Raw genomic sequence first — 19,296 nt, forward strand, 5'->3', positions numbered from 1 at the left:
ATACACCTTCTTTCTATTCTCCTGATTTAAGAACTTCCACTATGTCTATGGTATTTACTTTTCTTGATGCAAGTACTTGCGCTGCAATTATTGATACAATCATAAGTATTACAGCAAGTATTATTGCACCTGATTTCATATCAGTAGGCATCGTAAAGCTGTCTGTAGTCAATTCTTTACTCATAAATATAATAAGTGCTTGTGCTAAAGGTATTCCGAGTATCATACCCACAATGCTTGTTATCCATTGCTCTAACGATATTATTGATAATACGTCTTTTTCTTTCATTCCAAGCACCATGAGAGTAGACATTTCTCTTTTTCTTTCCATCAATACAACTACAAAAGTGTTGTATACTATTGCAAATGTCATAGCACTTGCAATTATAGCCATAAAATACATAACCGAATACATAGAATTCATACGTTTATTTAACTGGTTAATGGTTTCTGTCTTTGACTGAACACTTATAACTTTTTCTGAATTTTGATATTTATCTCTTATTGTTTCTATGTCTTCAGGTGATTTTACATCTATCAAAATGCTGTTGCATATTGTATCATAACCCAATTTTTTTGATAGTTGCTCTATGTCCATATAACCGTTCATACCGACACCTTGCTCAACAATTTTTGTAACTTTCAAAAATATTTTATCTTTTTTGTATTTTGCATATGGGCTTTTAATATTTATTTCATCTCCTATATCCGCCCCCAATTTTTCTGCAAGTTTTTCTGACAGCATTATTCCGCCTTGAATCTGTATAGGTCTTTTTTTATCATCTACAATTGTATAGAGCTTGCTGTCTTTTGGCAGTCCTACTATAGCAACATCTTGACTCACACCCTTATGAGTTACGGTAGACGGTATTTCTGCCAGAGCCTGTTTATATATTATGTTTTCAAAAGAATTGAGAGCATTTTCAACTTCTTTTTTTGAACTTATATCTGATAAAAATATTTTTGCATCATACTTTTCCACATATTCATATCTGTCAAATACCATTTCTTTCATTATTGAAAGCATAGTCCATGGCATGATAGATATTGAAAATGCAAGTGCCAAACCTATAACTATAAAAAAACTTCTCTTTCCGTTACGGAATATATTTCTTATGGACATCTTACCACGAGAATTAAAAATTACATCAAAAAACGGAAGATATTCCAATAAAACTTTTTTACCTCCTTGTGGAACTTCCTGCCTCATAGCCTCTGACGGAGCAATCTTTACAGCGTTTAAGCTGGAGCTTACTCCTGCAAATATAGAAAATGCACAAGATATTAGTATTCCTACAATAAAATAGTTGAAAAATGATGAGTTGTTCACAAAATCCATATTGAACATTTCTTTATAAAGATCCAACATCAAATCGGCAAAAGTTATGCCCATGAAACTGCCTATAACTGCACCCAATGTTCCAAGTATCATACAATACAAAGAATAGTGAAGCCCTACTTCAAAATCGCTGTAACCGAACGCTTTTAGTATTCCTATCTGTCCACGCTGTTGCTGAATAATCCTTTTTATCATTATGCTCATAACCAAAACGGAAACGCTCAAAAATATAATCGGCATTGTAATCATCATGGCTTTTTGCTCTTCAATTTCACCCTCAATCATAGAATTACTGCTTTGATCTTTCATAGAATACAAGCTTATAAGTCCATAGCTTTGCAATTCTTTTTCTATTTCATTTTTTACATCTTCAAACTCTACACCTTTTTCAAATTCGAATATTATTTCATTAAAATATTTTTTTCCTGTTAAATTTTGAAGTGAAGTTATATCTATAAATGCCACTCCAAATTTTTCAGGATTAGGCATAAGCTGAGATATGTCTTTTAGACTGTATATATTTTCAGCTGATGATGAAATTCCGCATACAGTAAGCTCTTTTTTTCTACCTGATGATATAACCTCTATCTTGTCGCCTATTTTATATCCGTTAGCTTTTGCAAACATACTGTCAGGCAAAATCTCATAGTTATTTTGTACAGGCTTTCTGCCTTGTTTTATAATATACTTTCCTATAGAGTCAGTTTGGCTTATAAGTCGTATAGTCTTTGACGTATCCGGTATTTTTACGTCTTGTATAAGCCTAAGCTCCACTTTTTTTACGCCTTTTATCTCCTCCAAAGGATAAATCACTTTTTCATTTACTGAGATAAGTTTTGCATAGGCATTTGGAAAATTTGCTTTTTCGTAAAAATTTTCTTTTGAATATATAAGCGTATCCATAGATATAGCAGCACCGCTATACATCATTATCCCTATTGCAATAACTATTATTGCCGCAATATTTGCTCCTTTATGTTCAAGCAAATCTCTGAAAAGCTTTTTATTTATAGTCAACTTTTCACCTTCTCTATTTTTTCTATCTTCCCATCTTTTATATACATAACTCTGTCTGCAAGCTTTGCAATAGATTCGTTATGAGTTATAAGCACCACAGTTTTTTTATAAGTCTTTGCAAAATCTTTCAATATATCCAAAACCATATCGCTCGATTTTGAATCCAATGCTCCTGTAGGCTCATCACAAAGCAAAATATCAGGATTTTTTGAAAGTGCCCTTGCGATTGCCACCCTTTGCTGTTGTCCTCCTGATAATTCAGCCGGAAAGTGGTCAGCCCTGTCCGACAACCCTACTTTATTGAGCATTTGCCTCGCATCCAAAGGACTGTCCGATATTTCCCTTGCCAAATCTATATTTTCAAGAGCCGTTAAATTGGGCATTAAATTATAAAATTGAAATACAAAACCTACAGCCTCTTTGCGATATTTTGTAAGTTTTTTTCTGCTTGCTCCATGCAGTGGCATATCTCTATAATATATTTCTCCTGAAGTTGCAGTATCCATTCCGCCCAATATATTTAAAAATGTACTTTTCCCCGAGCCTGACGGTCCAAGTATTACAAGAAACTCATTGGAATAAATCTCAAAATCTATCCCTGACAATGCGTCTATTTTCGTTTCGCCCATATCATAAGTTTTAAACAAATTATTTCCTCTTATAAGTACGTCCATATCATTACCTCATATTTTATACTAAAAACATTTAAAACTTCATTTAATACTAATATCTGTTTAATAAACGGATATATTTATATACATTATTTATTTTAAATATGCTTAATCTTACTTAGCCAATAAGTTCTTAAAAACAGAAATATCTATTATTATATTAAGTTTTATACTACTATCTAATAAAATTATGGATAAAGAATATAATACAACACCAATATAAATGCTTTATTTTAAAAATTAATTATTATAAATTTTCATTATTCTATAAGATTTAAGTATAAGTATTAAATAAATATGTACCAATAAATACAAAATATATTCCATTTATCATTTTTATTATTTACAGTTCAATTATGTAATATTATATTTTATAACTATATATAAATACTATTTCAAATACTCAGTTTTATCAACTCTAAATAGACAAATATCAATCCAATCAGACAAAATTTCATACACAATATTGTATAAAAGTAATTATCACTTTTAATTATAGTACATAGTTGGAAAAAATAATATATTTCTGTGAAAAAAATTTATAAATTTTTTAAAAAAATACCACTGCCGGTTTAAATGACAGTGGTATTTTTCATGTATGATGTTTTTCTTACGTTATCATAGTTTCATTATTATTTTTTTAAAGATGTTATTCTATTATATTGGCAAATATTGTTGCAAGTTGCTCTCTTGTAGGCATATCATTTGCATTTATTTTATTATCTTCTCCGCTTACTATCCCTTTTTCTACCAATGCTGATGCGTATCCTATTGCCCAAGATGGTATGGAGCCTAAATCTGTGTATTTTGACAATACTTCTTTTGCTCTCGTATTATCTAACGGTTTTATGTCTTTTAATTTTGCTATTACTACGAACAATTCTGCCCTTGTTATTTTACTTTCAGGTCTGAAATTGCCTTTTTCGTCTTGTGTGAATATTTTGTTTTCTAATACTGTTTGTATCTCCTGACATTATTCCTTTTTGTATTAGTCTTTTTCTAATTTTTTGATTGTTTATTTCGTTTATAATTGTATGATTTTATTGGCTATATCTTCTACAAATCGCTTATCGTGTTCCACAAATATTAGTGTAGGTTTTGCTTCTTTTATAATTTCCTCAATCTGTATTCTCGATATTACATCTATATAATTTAGTGGTTCATCCCAAACAAATAAATGAGCCGATTTTGATAAACTTACAGCAATTAAAACTTTCTTTTTTTGTCCATCGCTATAATTTTTCATATCCATCTCAAATAATTCTCTTACAAAGTCTAATTTTCTAAGAATTGTTTTACACAATGTTTCATCAACATTTTGCTTATGAATATACTCATTCAAACTCCCTGTTAAATTAGATATATCTTGAGGTATATAAGATATTTTCAAATTATTTGCTAATTTTATTTCACCAATATACTCACGATGTAAGCCTAACAAAATTTTAATCAATGTCGATTTTCCACTACCATTTCGACCATATATAGCTACTATATCGCCTTGTTTTATTTCAAAACTTAAAGTGTTTAATATCTGCTTTTCTCCATAATATGATGATAAATTATTAACTGCTATTAAACTGCCCTTATGATGATGTAATGAATGTACTAATAGGCTTTCCTTTGTTTCGATATCTTTTAATAGGCTTTGTTTTTTCTCTATTGCCTTATTTTGTCTATTCTCTAAATTCTTTGACTTTTTCATCATTTTGGCTGACTGATGTCCAATATGTCCCTTGTCTGGTTTTACACCGGATACTTTTACACCATTTTTAGTATTTTCAATTTTATCAGACCAAATTTGACTTTGTCTTGCAGCTTCTTTTAACCGTTTAATATCTTTTCTTAATTTCTCATTTTGACTGATTTCAAATTGGTCTTTCATCACTTTATTTTCATACCACGATGTAAAATTACCTGATTGAACATCAATAGAGCTTCTGTTAATAGAAATAACATGATTAATACACCCATCTAAAAAATCTCTATCATGAGATATAAGCAAAAAAACCTTTTTTACTTTTCAGATATTCGCTTACAAGTTTTCTTCCATCCATATCTAAATGGTTTGTTGGTTCATCAATAAGTAAAAACCCATCTTCCTTTGTAAATAAAATAGCTAAAAGGACTTTTGTTTGTTCTCCTTTAGAGAGCGTTTCAAACTCTCTGTAAATAAGATTGTCATCTACATTTAGCAAATTAAGTTCTCTAAATAATTTCCACTCTTCCTCTTCTGATATTAGTTCTTTATATAACTCAATCCCTAATTTTGAAGTATCAATTATATTTGGTGGAAATTTAATAAAGTCAACACTTTTTGTAATTTTTCCTTGATAAGTTTCTTGGTTTAAAAGTAGTTTGAATAGAGTTGACTTGCCAATTCCGTTTCTACCTATAAGTCCTGTTTTCCAGTTGGTGTCAAAAGAAAATGATACATTTTCAAATACAGGTTTTACATATCCATAATATGAGAAAGTAAGGTTTTCAATTTTAATTACTGACACAAAAACACCCCCTCACAGGCATATTTTGTCTAATATTATAACATTTTTAAGCCATTTTTTCCACTATCAGATTTCCTTCCCTCATCTGTATCATTTATTTTTTACCTTTTCTATTTATTTTGTTAGTTCATTTTCAAATCTGCTGATATAGTTAAAATAGACTTATATTAACTGAATGGTATATATTGCTATTTTGACACCTCGCTCATGCACTACGATTTTACTGATAAACTCATTGATTGCGGTCTGTCTAATTATTGAATATATTTATATTTTAAATATGCTTATTTTACTTAGCTAATAAATTTTTAAAAACAGAAATATCAATTATTATATTAACTTTATAGTATAAAACTTTTATAAATATAAAAAGGACCGGCATTAACCGATCCTAATTCTCTATAATATTTCTGCTTTTCTTTTTAATAATTCCACTCCTGCTGTACAAGCCGGACAAAAACAATATTTTCCATCTTTTGCTTTTACTTCTTTTGCTTGTTTTGTGAGATTTGCTGCCGTTTCTTCGCCAAAAACCTGTTTACCTCTTTCAGATTGGAAAAATTCAAGCACTTCATCAATGCTCTGAACACTGTCTTCAGTTACTTCTATAAGTTTTTTTGCAGCCTGCTTTTCCATATCTGTACCTATACTGTCCAAATATGCTTGTCCTGCATCTTTTAGTCCCTGATAGCAACTATGTGCACTTATCATCTCTTGTACTATTTGTGTTATTTCTTTCATAACCTTTGCTCCCTTTGATGTATTTATATACAGTTAAGCCAAATTTATACTGAAGCTCAATGGAAGCATAGAAAAATATGTGTACATTTAATAAAAATATAACACTATTTATAGACTTCCCGTATAAATTGTCTACTATATCTATGCTCAGCATTAAAAATAAATTATAAAGAATTTAATTTATCCTAAAATCCAATAGAGTCATATAAAATAGCGTTTCACAAATTTAATAAACACATCCATATTCATAGACTTTTCATATAAATTATCTATTGGAAATTAGTATAAACAAGATTATATTTATAATTGTATCGCATACATTTAATCCGTTACATAATATATTTTATTTTTTAAGCGTTGTTTTTACGTTGTCTTTCTTCTGTTATCTTTATTGCTTCCATTGAAGATATTATACATAATTTATACACATCTTCTTCATTGCAACCTCTTGATAAGTCATTTACAGGAGCATTTAATCCTTGAAGTATAGGTCCTATCGCTTCGAAGTTACCTAATCTCTGCACCATTTTGTATCCTATATTTCCTGCTTGTATATCAGGGAATATAAATACATTTGCTTTTCCTGCAACAGGTGAATCTCCTAATTTTTTTGCTGCAACTTCAGGTACAAAAGCGGCATCGAATTGTAATTCTCCGTCTATTACCAATTCAGGATATTTTTCTTTTGCAATTTCAAAGCCATATCTAACTTTATCTACTAATTCTCCTTTTCCTGAGCCTTTTGTAGAATAACTAAGCATTGCTATCTTAGGGTCAAGTCCATAATTTTTTGCTGTTTCTGCTGATTGTTTAGCTATTTCAGCCAAATCTTCTGATGTAGGCTCTATGTTTATTGCACAGTCTCCAAAGACATACAACTCTTTGTCTCTTATCAGCAAATATCCTCCGGAAACTTTTGAATACATAGGATTTACTTTTATTATTTGAAGTGCCGGTTTTACAGTGGCTGCAGTAGTATGGATAGCCCCTGATACCAAACCGTCAGCTCTGCCTGTATACACAAGCAATGTTCCAAAATAATTCTCGTCCTTTAAAGTTTCTCTTGCTTCTTCTTCTGTTATCTTCCCTTTTCTTCTCTCCACAAAAGCTTTAACAAGATCATCTATTTCAGGATATGTCAACGGATCTATAATTTGAACTCTGCTTATATCAAACCCGTTTTCATCTGCAACTCTCTGAACTTCTTCTGGTTTTCCAAGTACAATCGGCTCCAATAAGTTGTTGTTTTTAAGTCTTGACGCTGCTCCGACTATTCTCTTATCAGTTCCTTCAGGCAACACTATTCTGTGTTGATATTTTCTTATAATTCTCTCTGCATCATAAAAAAAAGACATATTATTGTTCCTCCAAATAAATTCATTAAAAATTTCAAATTTCCAATATATAAAACTTATTTAAACTGTTAAAAAATATATAAAATCAAAATCATTAATTTTTTAAAATAATCTTATATAATACTATTTTAATATACAAATGAATCATAGTTATATATCATTATTTTAAATAAAAATGATTTTACAGTTCATCAATGTAATTTATATGTTCTTTTATTCGCTGAATTTCATGTTCAAGTATCTCTACCCTAAGTTCCAAATTTTCTTTTTCCTTGTCTTTTGACAAAAATTTTTTTGACTAAGACGAATAAAAGCATAAACGGTATAAGTATTATCATTATACCGACAAATATATTAGTTATTTGTATAAACATATGTTTGTTATCTCCTGCCGAATGATTTATAAATCACTTCAGCTTATAGTGAAATTTACAGATAATTAATTATTAAATCTAAAATTAAACTATTACTAACGAAGTTAAAAAATAAACTTATTTTAAATTTATATTAATATTCTTTTAATTAGTGGATAAAATATATATAAGTTATTCTGAATATACTGATTTTACTTGGATTATAAATTTCTTGAAAACAAGAATATAAATAATTCCACCAACTTTCAGTATTGTAAATATTAATCTCAAAAAATCAATTTTTAAGTATCTCTTCCATATAATCCGACACTTCTTCAATACCTGTCTTTTTCAAAGAAGATATAGGAAATATCTTTACCTCATCTCCTTTTATATTTAAAAATTTTTTTATAACTGAAAAAGACTTCTGATATTGTCCTCTTGATATTTTATCCGACTTTGTAGCTATTATGTCTACAGGTATATTATAGTATTTACAATATTCATACATCTGTCTGTCAGTTTCTTTCGGCTCATGCCTTATATCTAACAGCAAAAACAAATGCTTCAAATTTTTACTTTCAGCAAAATATAGCTCCATAGTCTTCCCCCAGCTGTCTTTTTCCTCTTTTGACAATTTTGCATATCCATATCCAGGCAAATCTACAATGTAAAAGTCATCATTTATCAAATAAAAATTTATAGTTCTCGTCTTCCCCGGCATTTGTGATACTCTTGCAAGTGTTTTTCTCTTTAATACTGAATTTACAAGCGAAGATTTTCCTACATTAGAGCGTCCTGCAAATGCTATACAAGGCAAATCATCATCAGGATATGATGACGGATTTACTGCACTTATTTTCAGCTTAGATGATTTTATTATCAAAAGTCACCACCTCCAATAAAAAATTTGAATCATATATGTATAAAATTTTTTCAAATCTATTATACAACAGAGATAGTTTATCACATTTTTAAAATATACACCATAGAAATTAAATATTTTTTAAATATTACTCAAAAATATGATTACTTATCAATTTATTTATATACTGAAAAAATTCACTTAAATAAATATATTGCGTTAATAATTCAATATATGAAATAAATAATTAACGATTAATTAACGCTAATATGATACCATATATAATATAAATCTAAAATATATTTTTAGATAAACTATCGAATTAATACTATAATTTAATATTTTCAGGAGGTGACATATGAGTATAAAAAACAACTGTTTATATGAAAAAAATAACAACCTATATTTTTTAACGAATGAAAAATCAGTTTTACTGCTCAATTTTGATGATTATGAATCTCTTTGCAATAATATCAATGAAAATAAGATTTTCTCCAATATAATAAGCAAATTAGATATAGACGATATACAAATCATAAAAGAACAATTTTTGCCATTATTTAATTATATAATACTTAACAACATATCTATATATATCTCCGATAACTGTAACGGTTCATTATATGTAGAAAACAAAAATTTATCGAATAATAAAGGTGAAGAATTCTTGCACAATATTTTAAAATTTTTAACAACATTTTACACAAATATTGATATAATATATAATGAATCTTTAAGTTTTTGTGATGATATTTCCGAGATAAAAAATATAGAGTACTTTTTAACATATGAAAAAAAATCTCTTAAAGATATAAAAGAAACTTTAAAAGCAGATTTAATCGAAAATGAATTTATAAAAGAAAAGAGATTATCTGAAAACAAGCGCTACATACTTCCTATATACATAGATGAAGTTGCTTTAAAAAATAAAAATATAGATAATTGGAATGATTATATCCCATCTTGGTGTTCCATTGCTTATTTAAATATGCTTGCCAAAATACATGACTATTTTTTAGACTATTATAAAATCAGTACTCCAAAAGGTTTAATAAAAGATGATATAATGATATCTCTTATAGATACTTTTGATTATGCAATTATGCCTTATCCGAAAAATATAAAAAAATCTATAGAGGTCGGCAAGCAAATATATGGAAAATGTTTTTTTATAGACAAACCTTTGGAAATGGAAGAGTTAAACAACGATTTAATTATGATTTTACAGTCAAAAGATATCTTTAATGTTGTTCCTTATATTTTATACTAAAACCTATCTGATTTAATATATACTAAAATAGTTTTGCGAGTTAAACTACTAACACTTTTATAAATATACGCTTTACAAAATATTAAAATATCTATGTCCATTAAAAGTAATATTATATTGATTTCTATATTAACATTATATTTATATTACAAGAATATACAATTTTAAACTATAATTTAATTTGTGCTATATTACTTAAATTACTCACACAAAGAGGGGGATAATATAATATATGATAAATTGTTGCTTATTAGGTTCACCCACTATCGTTGAAGATGGAAAAACCATCTTTGTTCCAAATGGTAAGATTAGTGCATTTTTATATTATTTGTTTGTAAAAAAATTTGTCAGCAGAGATGAAGTTGCCGGTATATTTTGGGGTGATTCAGATGATGAAAGAGCAAGAATAAGTTTAAGAAACGCACTTCACAAAGCAAAAAAACTTTTCTCATCCGATATAATATTAGCTCCAAATAAAACAACCCTTATATTAAATCCTGATGTTGGACTTATTTTGGACATAGAAGAATTTGAAAAAAATCCTATAGACAATTTATATCTATATAAAGGAGATTTTTTAAAAGGTTTTTATGTAAAAGACAGCGTAGAATTCGATTATTTTATAACCAAGAATCGCTCACACTATGAAGATATATTTATACAATCATCTATAGATAGTATAAAACAAGATTTAATATCAAATAAAACAGATGACATTGAATTAAAAATAAGTAATTTATTAGCTGTAGACAGCTATAATGAAACAGCCCATATATTGATAATGCAATATTATAAAGAAAAAGGACGTTATGATAAAATAATAAATGAATACCATAATTTCAAAAAAATGCTTGAAGATGACCTCGGTTCACAAATAAGCTATGAAGTTACTAAGTTATACAAAGAGGCTTTAAAAAAAGCAGGTGAAAATCAAAAAGAAAAATTTGAAATTTCAGATATATTTTATAATAGAGATTATGAGTTATCTACAATGCAACAAGTATTAGATGACTTTGAAAGCGGGAAAAAAGTAAAATCCATCTTACTTCGTGGTGAAAACGGTATAGGCAAGAGTACCTTAAAAAAACGAATAATACAAAATAATAAAAATAAATTTTATATATTTGAAACAAATTGCTATCAGATAGAAAGAGATTTTACTCTATCTCCTTGGATGAAAATAATCTCTGCAATAGACCATGAATTAAAAAAAGATAAAAGTAAAATACCTGTATTTTGGGAAGATGTGACACTAAAATTATTCCAAAGTTCAGAAAATAAAAATTTACCGTCAAGCAATATACTTGAGAACAGAGAAAATTTTAATGTAGAATTTATAAATAACGTACTTGTAAATGCAATCAATGAGCTTGGTAAGTACAAAAAAACAATCATAGTAATGGAAGACATATGTTATGCCGATGAGCAAAGTCTTAACTTTATAATAAATTTGATATTGCATTTCAGCGAAAATGTAATATTTCTCCTCACAACCTCAAAAGAAAAGCGAGAAAAAATAGAGAACTTGATTATAAGCTTAAAAGCTGCCGAAAAAATGCTGCTCTTAGATATAGAAAGATTCAGTAAACAAGATGTATTTATAATAGTGAAAAAAGCTCTCGGAGAAGACTTTGTAAACGCAAAGGAAATAGCCGACATATATGAAAAATCAGGTGGAAACGCTTTATTTTTAAACGAATACATAAATTTATATAAAAACAATAATAAAGAACAATTACTTACGAGAAAATTAAGCGATCTATTAGCTGAAAAATTTTCTTTTTTGAATGCAGAAGAATGGCAATTAGTAAAAATTCTATCTATATTTTACAAAGATATATCCTTAGATATATTACTAAAGCTTTTAGAAGATAACAATGCTTTTACAATATTAAAAACACTAAATTCTCTGCAAAATATAAATATAATAGAAGAATACAAATCTAAAAATCAAACATATCTAAGATTTGTTCACAATGTATATAAAGACTATATATATAAAACCTTATCTATGTCAGAAAAACAAATATTGAATGCAAAAATAGCGAATATATTTGAACAGGAGATGTTACCAAAAAGTGACCTTACTGAATTTATAAAACTAAAATATCACTACGAGCAAGCAGGAAATGAAATGAAAACGCTCAAATATGATGTATCTATCTTAAACTATCACCTCAACTATAATCATGAGATATTTCCGAATTTAGATGATGACGATTTGAACAGACAAGTAAAAACATATATAAAAAATGACAAAGCTATGAGACTCTTGTCAGAATTAGAAAACAACATAATAAAAGTAAAAAATCAAATAAAAAATAATTATGACAGAGCCGAAATGGATGATATAGAGCTAATGTTTCTTTACTGCAAAGGTCGATACCTCATAAGAGGAGGAGTATACACAGATGGTATTATGACAATGGAAAGAGTTATATCATTAGCTAAAGCATTAAACAAACAAAATATGATTATAGCAGGGTATAAACAAATGGTTATATATGGAATACAAATAAATGATGCAGCGCTTATGGTAAAATATATAGTCCCCGCTATGAAAGTTTGTAAATCAGCTAACGCTCATGCAGATTTGGGAGTTTTTAACAGATTATACGGTCTTTACCATCTTATGAAAGGAAACATAAAACAAGCAGAAGAATTATTTCTAAGAGCCATCGACATATTCTCTGATTCATATAACATAACCAATTTCAATTCTATAAGCATCGCCGCAAGCTACAATTATTTGGGAGAAATACGCAAAACTCAACGCATGTACAAAGAAGCTATGGAATATTTTGAAAAATCAATAGATTTGTGCAAAAAAAACGGTGTTATGTGCTTAGCTATATTCTATATAAATGCAGGCAAAACTCTGTTTTTAAAAAAAGACATGGAAAATTCAAAAAAATACTTCCTTATGGCAAAAGAAATAGCCACAGAATTCGATTCATACTGGAAAAATGTAGTTATAGACGCATTTTTATCACTATTTTCATTTTTGGAAAACAGATATGATACAGCTATGAATATGCTTAATAAAAGTCTTAATAGCGTTAAAACTATAAATAATCCGAGGGATATAGGTGTTGTCTACTTCATTCAGACCATAATGGCATCTTATATGGAAAAATCAAAAGAAAATTTTGGAGATATAAAATTATTTTTAAACGAGCCTCCTGAGTTATATTTTTATAAATCTCTAAAATATCTTGACAGTTACAGAGATACAATGGAAATAGAATATTTGAAGAGCATAATAAATTAAACTTATATTTGCGTTAAAATTACAAATTTGAAAAATTATTTTTACAATAAATTTCAAAAAAGGGTATGATTGTTGAAAAATCATATCTTTTTTTTATCAAAAAATTTAGCGTTATTTTTTTAATCATAGTTAAATTAACGTTATATTAACGGCAAAAAAATATAATAATTATAGAAATAAAAAGTTTTTATACATATCAAATTTTTATTTTGACCAAATATACAGTTATTAAAAAAACGATTTTTAATATATTTTTATTGATTACTGATATTAATATTTTCATATTATAAATAGTTTTTATAAATACTTCTTGATTCGGTTAAAATGATAATCAGCTAAAATAAAAACTTGCTAATATGTCTTTAATGTTTACAGACATATATTTAATTTTTAAACATATTTTTTATTAGGAGGCACTAATTATGAATGGAGAAAAAGGATTATATTTTAGAGAAAACCCCGAAATACTTTATGAAGTGAAAGCACAAGGTGGCGGATTAAAAGACACTAATACATTGAGATGCAAGGGCTGGAGACAAGAAACTATACTTAGAATGCTTGAATTTAATATGGAAAATGCTGAAATACCTGAATTACTTGTAATCTACGGTGGAAATGGTAAATGTGCAAGAAACTGGGAATCATATTGGGCAATAGTAGATGCTCTTAAAAATTTGGAAAATGATGAAACTTTAGTTGTTCAATCAGGTATGCCTGTTGCTATCTTTAAAACTCATGACAGAGCACCTGTTGTAGTTATGGCAACTACAAATATAATGAAAGCTACTTGGGAAAGATTTTATGATTTACAAGACAAAAATCTTACTATATTTGCACAATATACAGCTGCTCCTTGGGAATACATAGGAACACAAGGCGTTATAGAAGGAACATTTGAAACACTATCAGCTATAGCTATTAAGAGATATAATGATGACTTAACAGGAAGAATATATCTTACAGCCGGAGCAGGCGGTATGGGAACAAATCAAAGCTGGGCAATGAAAATGCATGGTGGAGTTGCTATAGTTGTTGATGTAAGTGAAAAAATGCTTAAAAAGAGAATAGGTAAAGATTATATGGATATAGTAGTTTATAGCCTTGATGAAGCTATAAAACTTGCAAAAGAACATTCTAAAGCTAAAAAACCTATAGCTATAGGACTTGTGGGTAATGCTGCTGATGTATATGAAGAAGTATTAAAAACTGATTTTAGACCTGATATCTGCTCAGAAATGTGCCCTTGCCATGACCCTATCTCTTATATTCCATCAGGATATAGCGCTGAGCAAGCAGATGCTCTAAGAATTGAAGATAGAGAAAAATATCTTGAACTTGCAAGAAAAACTATGCTTAGACAATTAAGAGCCATGATAGCGCTTAAAAAAGACGGCGTAGAAGTATTTGAATATGGTACAAGTATAAGAAAAGAATGTATAGATGCAGGAATGCCAAGAGAAGAAGCTATGCAAATAAACGGTTTCGTAGCTGAATATATAAGACCTTTGTTCTGCGAAGGAAGAGGACCTTTCAGATGGACTTGTCTGTCAAGAGACCCTGAAGATTTAAAAGTAGCTGATGATTTAGCTCTTGAAATATGCAAAGGCGATAAATTAGTAGAAAGATGGATAAATCTCGCAAGAAAGAACCTTCCTATAGAAGGTATGCCTGCAAGAATATGCTATATGGGATTTGGAGAAAGAAAGAGATTCGGTCTTGCTATAAATAAAGCTATAAAAGAAGGAAGAATAAAAGGAACAGTTGCTTTCTCAAGAGATAATCTTGACTCAGGTTCAATAGTAAATCCAACATTTGAATCAGAAAATATGCCTGATGGTGGAGATTACATCTCTGATTGGCCATATCTAAATGCCCTTCTTGATTGTGCAGGCGGTTGCGATCTTATAGCAATACAGGCTAACTATTCAATGGGTGAAGCGGTTCATACAGGTGTTACTATGATAGCTGACGGTACAGATGAAGCTGATGAAAGATTAGCAGTTGCACTTACAACTGACTCCGGTATAGGTGTTATTCGTCATGCTCAAGCTGGATACCAAACTGCTAAAGACGTAGCAAATGGAAAAGGAAAATATACAACAGATTCAATAAAAGTGCCTTTGTGGTGGCAAACAGCTGATAAGGTTACATTCGGTCCAAAAGGAATGTATCGTTAATCTGTAAGTATCAATAACTGTAGTGCAAGCTTTATTAAATCTTGCACTACTTTTACAAATTATTATTTACGGCTTTTTTATTTAAGAAAAGCAAATTTAATTTTATATATGATTTAATACCATAATATTTTTGAATATATTTTTAATAAAATACCCTAATTTTACTTAAAAAAATAATATAAAGTTTACACCAATGTAACTCCTGAAAAATGAATTATTTTATCATATTTAATTTTTTGGTAAAATATAATATATATTTTATATCTATTAAAGAGTAAATTGTAAAGGAGGTAGTTAATTTATGATTTTATTTAATCCCATAGTTATATCAGTATTGGTTCTTTCCGTTTTATGCTTGTTTAGACTCCCTGTACTTATCGCATTACTTATAGCTGCGCTTACAGCCGGTGTCGCGTCCGGAAGCAGTATATCAGATACAATATCTGTATTTGTAGGCGGAATGGGCGGAAATGCAAATACAGCACTAAGTTACATATTATTGGGAGCACTTGCTTACACTATAAATAAAACAGGAGCCGCAACTATCTTAGCTAAAAAAATAGCCCAACTTGTAAAAGGAAATAAATTCACTCTATCACTTATAATAGTTCTTGTAGCAATGGCATCCGGAACTATAGTCCCTATACATATTGCATTCATCCCTATACTTATACCGCCTCTTCTAATGCTTATGAATAAGATGAAAATGGATAGAAGAATGCTTGCCATATGTTTCGGTTTTGGATTAAAAGCTCCTTATATAACTATCCCTATAGCTTATGGAGCAATATTTCACGGTATAGTAAAAGATTCTATGGCTACTGCTGGACTTCCTGTAGAAATGTCGGATATATGGCATGCAAACTGGATGGCAGGAGTAGTTATGTTACTCGGTCTTATCTTTGGATTAATAGTATTTTCAAAAGACAGGATATACAAAGATAATGAAGATGAAAAGAAATTTAATTTAGATGAAGAAATCGTTATTGAAAGAAAACATTGGCTTACTCTTGTTGCCGGATTAATAGCTTTGGTAATTCAATTAAAAACCGAATCTTTACCGCTTGGAGCATTAGCAGCTCTTACATTTATGGTTGTTACAAGAACGGTTAAATGGTCTGAAATACAAGAGATGTTGGACGGTGGTATACAATTGATGGGCTTTATAGCATTTGTAATGCTCATAGCATCAGGATATGCAACAGTTATAAAACAATCCGGCGCTGTAGAAGCATTGGTAGATGCCGCATTTAGTGCACTTGGCGGTTCAAAAATAGCAGGTTCATTTGCAATGGCAATGTTGGGTCTACTTATAACAATGGGTATAGGAACATCATTCGGAACTGTTCCTGTAATAGCAGCCATATATGTACCACTTGCTCAAAAATTAGGATTTTCTCCTGCAGCTATAATATTTATGATATCTGTTGCTGCGGCACTTGGTGATGCAGGTTCACCGGCATCGGATACTACACTTGGACCGACAGCAGGTCTTAATGCCGACGGTCAACACGACCACATATGGGATACATGCGTTCCTCAATTTATATGTTATGACATACCTTTAATAATTGCCGGAATAATATGGCCTTTGTTCATATAGTTACAAACTTAAAAAGGATATAATCTTTCATAAAATATTGTTAAATAGCTGACCTGCTTTATATAGGTCAGCTATAACTTATGTAATTTACTTAAATTTTTCACATTAGCATTAATAATACTAATACCCATAAAATTGTTTATAACGAAACTTTTAAATTAGGAGAATATAAAAAATGCAACAAATTCTTTTAAAAAACTGCAAGCAATTATTAACTATGGAAAGTGATTGTCAAAGTTTAATCGGATTAAAAGAATGTATGAGTGTGTTAATAGAAAATGAAAAAATAAAAAAAATAGATAAATTTCAAAATCTATCTGAAGATATTCAGAAAGATTGTAATATAATAGACTGTTCATCAAAAGTTGTAATGCCCGGATATGTAGATGCACACACACATCTTATTTTTGGAAAATCAAGGGTGGAAGAGTATTGCTTAGGTTTTACAAAAACAAGTCAAGATATAAAGAAAATTTTACCAAGAACAGGTCTTGCTTTATCAATGTATTACACAAAAAACGCAAGTGATGAAGAACTGATAACTTCCTCAACGGAAAAGTTAAATAGGATGTTAAAAAATGGTACTACAACCATAGAGATAAAATCAGGCTATGGTATAGATAAAAATACAGAGCTGAAACAACTTAGACTCATAAAAAAGCTTAAAGATATATCAAAACAGACAATATTTTCTACATATTTAGGTGCTCATTATTGGGATACAAATATGGGAAAGCAAAAATATATAGAATTTATGATAAAAGAAGTTATGCCAATTATCAAAGATGAAAATTTAGCACAATTTTCAGATGTTTGGTGTGATGACGGTTATTATACTGCAGAAGAATCAGAAACCATATTAGAAACAGCAAAAAAATATGGAATGATTCCTACACTTCATACAGAATGTTATTCCGCAATAGGTGGCGCAAGAGTTGCAGCAAAAGTAAAAGCAGCCAATGCAGGGCATCTTAACTACCTTAGCTTAGAAGATGCAAAACTCATGTCAAAAGCCGGTGTTGTAGGAATACTTATACCTACAACTGATTTTTCAGTAAGACATCCTAAACCGTTTAATATTGAAATATTAAGAAATGCCAATATGAAAATGGCAATAGCTACCAATCTTAATCCGGGAAACTGGGCTGAATCAATGGCTTTTTCTATGCAACTCGCTTGCAGAAATCATTCCATGTCTACAGAAGAAGCAATTTATTCAGCTACAATGGGCGGTGCTCAAGCATTAAGAATAGAAGATATGTATGGCTCAATAAAAGAAGGCAAATATGCCGATATACAGATAATTAATACTGATGATTATAGAGATATAGTGTATAAATTAGCGGTTAACCTTGTGGAGACCGTAATTAAAACCGGCAGTATAGTAATATGAAACAGATTTTTTTTAAATAATAAAATTAGATTTGATGATAATAATTTAAATTTAGAATTTGGATAACCAGACATACAAACTAAAGTTGATATAGTATACTAAAAACTATACGCTTTAACCTTTATATGAAGTCTGATGTAGTTAGAGGAGAATATAAATTGAATTTAATAGGAGAATGAAATGAACTATAAAGATATTTTCGATTTAATACTGGACGAAAATGATTTTACTGTAGGTGGAGGTTCTTCATCTGCAATGGCAGGAGCTATGGCTTGCGGTCTTATTGGAATGGTTGCCAATTTGTCAAAAGGCAAGGAATATGGCAAGACAGACGAAGAATATGATACAATTATAGCTAAACTCAATGAATACAAAGCTAAATTTCTACAAAGCTGTGTAGAGGATAATAAGGCATATCTAATGATAAGAGATGCCTACAAACTACCAAAGGATACTGACGAACAAAAAGAACTAAGAAAAGCTGCTATACAAAATGCAGGTATCGAAGCCGCAAAAGTACCGCTATTCAACGCACAACTAAATGCAAAAGTAAACAAGATAGGAACTGACTTACTGGATAAATCAAATCCTAATTGTATAACTGATTTACAAACAGGAGTAGATTTATCAAAAGTAGGTATAGATGCAGGCATTGCTAATGTTCATGCAAACATACCTCTAATAAAAGATGAAAAAATAGCAAACGATTTTAAAGCACAATTAGCTCAAATATAAAG

Annotated in this window: 12 protein-coding genes and 2 pseudogenes; 6 read left to right on the forward strand and 8 right to left on the reverse strand. The window is 29.4% G+C overall.

Features of this window, described 5'->3' with window-relative positions; all coding sequences use genetic code 11:
* Positions 1–13 precede the first annotated feature (13 nt).
* From HMPREF9629_RS04555 to yihA, 8 genes and pseudogenes are all read right to left on the reverse strand, one after another.
* The gene (locus HMPREF9629_RS04555) at positions 14–2,356 is read right to left on the reverse strand and encodes an ABC transporter permease (RefSeq protein WP_009525181.1); all 2,343 of its coding nucleotides are present in this window, start codon (positions 2,354–2,356) and stop codon (positions 14–16) included.
* A complete protein-coding gene (locus tag HMPREF9629_RS04560; protein ID WP_009525182.1) occupies positions 2,353–3,030 on the reverse strand; it encodes an ABC transporter ATP-binding protein in 678 nt (225 codons plus the stop codon). Before HMPREF9629_RS04560 ends, HMPREF9629_RS04555 begins: the two co-directional genes overlap by 4 nt.
* Positions 3,031–3,676: 646 nt before the next feature.
* Positions 3,677–3,991: pseudogene (locus tag HMPREF9629_RS04565) on the reverse strand (S-layer homology domain-containing protein); the annotation flags it as partial.
* Between the two features lie 60 nt (positions 3,992–4,051).
* Positions 4,052–5,531 (reverse strand): annotated as a pseudogene (locus tag HMPREF9629_RS04570) (Lsa family ABC-F type ribosomal protection protein).
* Between the two features lie 399 nt (positions 5,532–5,930).
* Complete coding sequence (locus HMPREF9629_RS04575; RefSeq protein WP_009525186.1) at positions 5,931–6,272, reverse strand: hypothetical protein; 342 nt, start codon at positions 6,270–6,272, stop codon at positions 5,931–5,933.
* Between the two features lie 350 nt (positions 6,273–6,622).
* Positions 6,623–7,627 carry a phosphate acetyltransferase gene (gene pta, locus HMPREF9629_RS04580; RefSeq protein ID WP_009525187.1) on the reverse strand — a complete coding sequence of 335 codons (1,005 nt, stop codon included), beginning with the start codon at positions 7,625–7,627 and terminating at the stop codon, positions 6,623–6,625.
* Between the two features lie 248 nt (positions 7,628–7,875).
* The gene (locus tag HMPREF9629_RS12440; RefSeq protein ID WP_009525188.1) at positions 7,876–8,001 is read right to left on the reverse strand and encodes a hypothetical protein; all 126 of its coding nucleotides are present in this window, start codon (positions 7,999–8,001) and stop codon (positions 7,876–7,878) included.
* A gap of 274 nt (positions 8,002–8,275) precedes the next feature.
* A complete protein-coding gene (gene yihA / locus HMPREF9629_RS04590; protein ID WP_009525189.1) occupies positions 8,276–8,866 on the reverse strand; it encodes a ribosome biogenesis GTP-binding protein YihA/YsxC in 591 nt (196 codons plus the stop codon).
* A 337-nt stretch (positions 8,867–9,203) separates the two neighbouring features.
* On the opposite strand from yihA, the gene HMPREF9629_RS04595 reads away from it, so the two are divergent.
* From HMPREF9629_RS04595 to HMPREF9629_RS04620, 6 genes are all read left to right on the forward strand, one after another.
* Positions 9,204–10,115, forward strand: a complete 912-nt coding sequence (locus HMPREF9629_RS04595; RefSeq protein WP_009525190.1) for a hypothetical protein — start codon at positions 9,204–9,206, stop codon at positions 10,113–10,115.
* Between the two features lie 232 nt (positions 10,116–10,347).
* Entirely contained in the window at positions 10,348–13,386 is a 3,039-nt protein-coding gene (locus HMPREF9629_RS04600) for an AAA family ATPase (protein WP_009525191.1), read from the forward strand.
* 422 nt (positions 13,387–13,808) lie between these two features.
* On the forward strand, positions 13,809–15,563 hold the full coding sequence (locus tag HMPREF9629_RS04605; protein WP_009525192.1) for a urocanate hydratase: 1,755 nt from the start codon (positions 13,809–13,811) through the stop codon (positions 15,561–15,563).
* Positions 15,564–15,864: 301 nt separating this feature from the next.
* On the forward strand, positions 15,865–17,166 hold the full coding sequence (locus HMPREF9629_RS04610) for a Na+/H+ antiporter family protein (RefSeq protein WP_009525193.1): 1,302 nt from the start codon (positions 15,865–15,867) through the stop codon (positions 17,164–17,166).
* A gap of 175 nt (positions 17,167–17,341) precedes the next feature.
* Positions 17,342–18,559 (forward strand): imidazolonepropionase, encoded by a 1,218-nt coding sequence (gene hutI, locus HMPREF9629_RS04615; protein ID WP_009525194.1) that lies wholly within the window; start codon positions 17,342–17,344, stop codon positions 18,557–18,559.
* Between the two features lie 180 nt (positions 18,560–18,739).
* Entirely contained in the window at positions 18,740–19,294 is a 555-nt protein-coding gene (locus HMPREF9629_RS04620) for a cyclodeaminase/cyclohydrolase family protein (RefSeq protein ID WP_009525195.1), read from the forward strand.
* The last annotated feature ends 2 nt before the right edge of the window (positions 19,295–19,296 follow it).

Source organism: Peptoanaerobacter stomatis (genome assembly GCF_000238115.1).
Taxonomy (GTDB): Bacteria; Bacillota; Clostridia; order Peptostreptococcales; family Filifactoraceae; genus Peptoanaerobacter; species Peptoanaerobacter stomatis.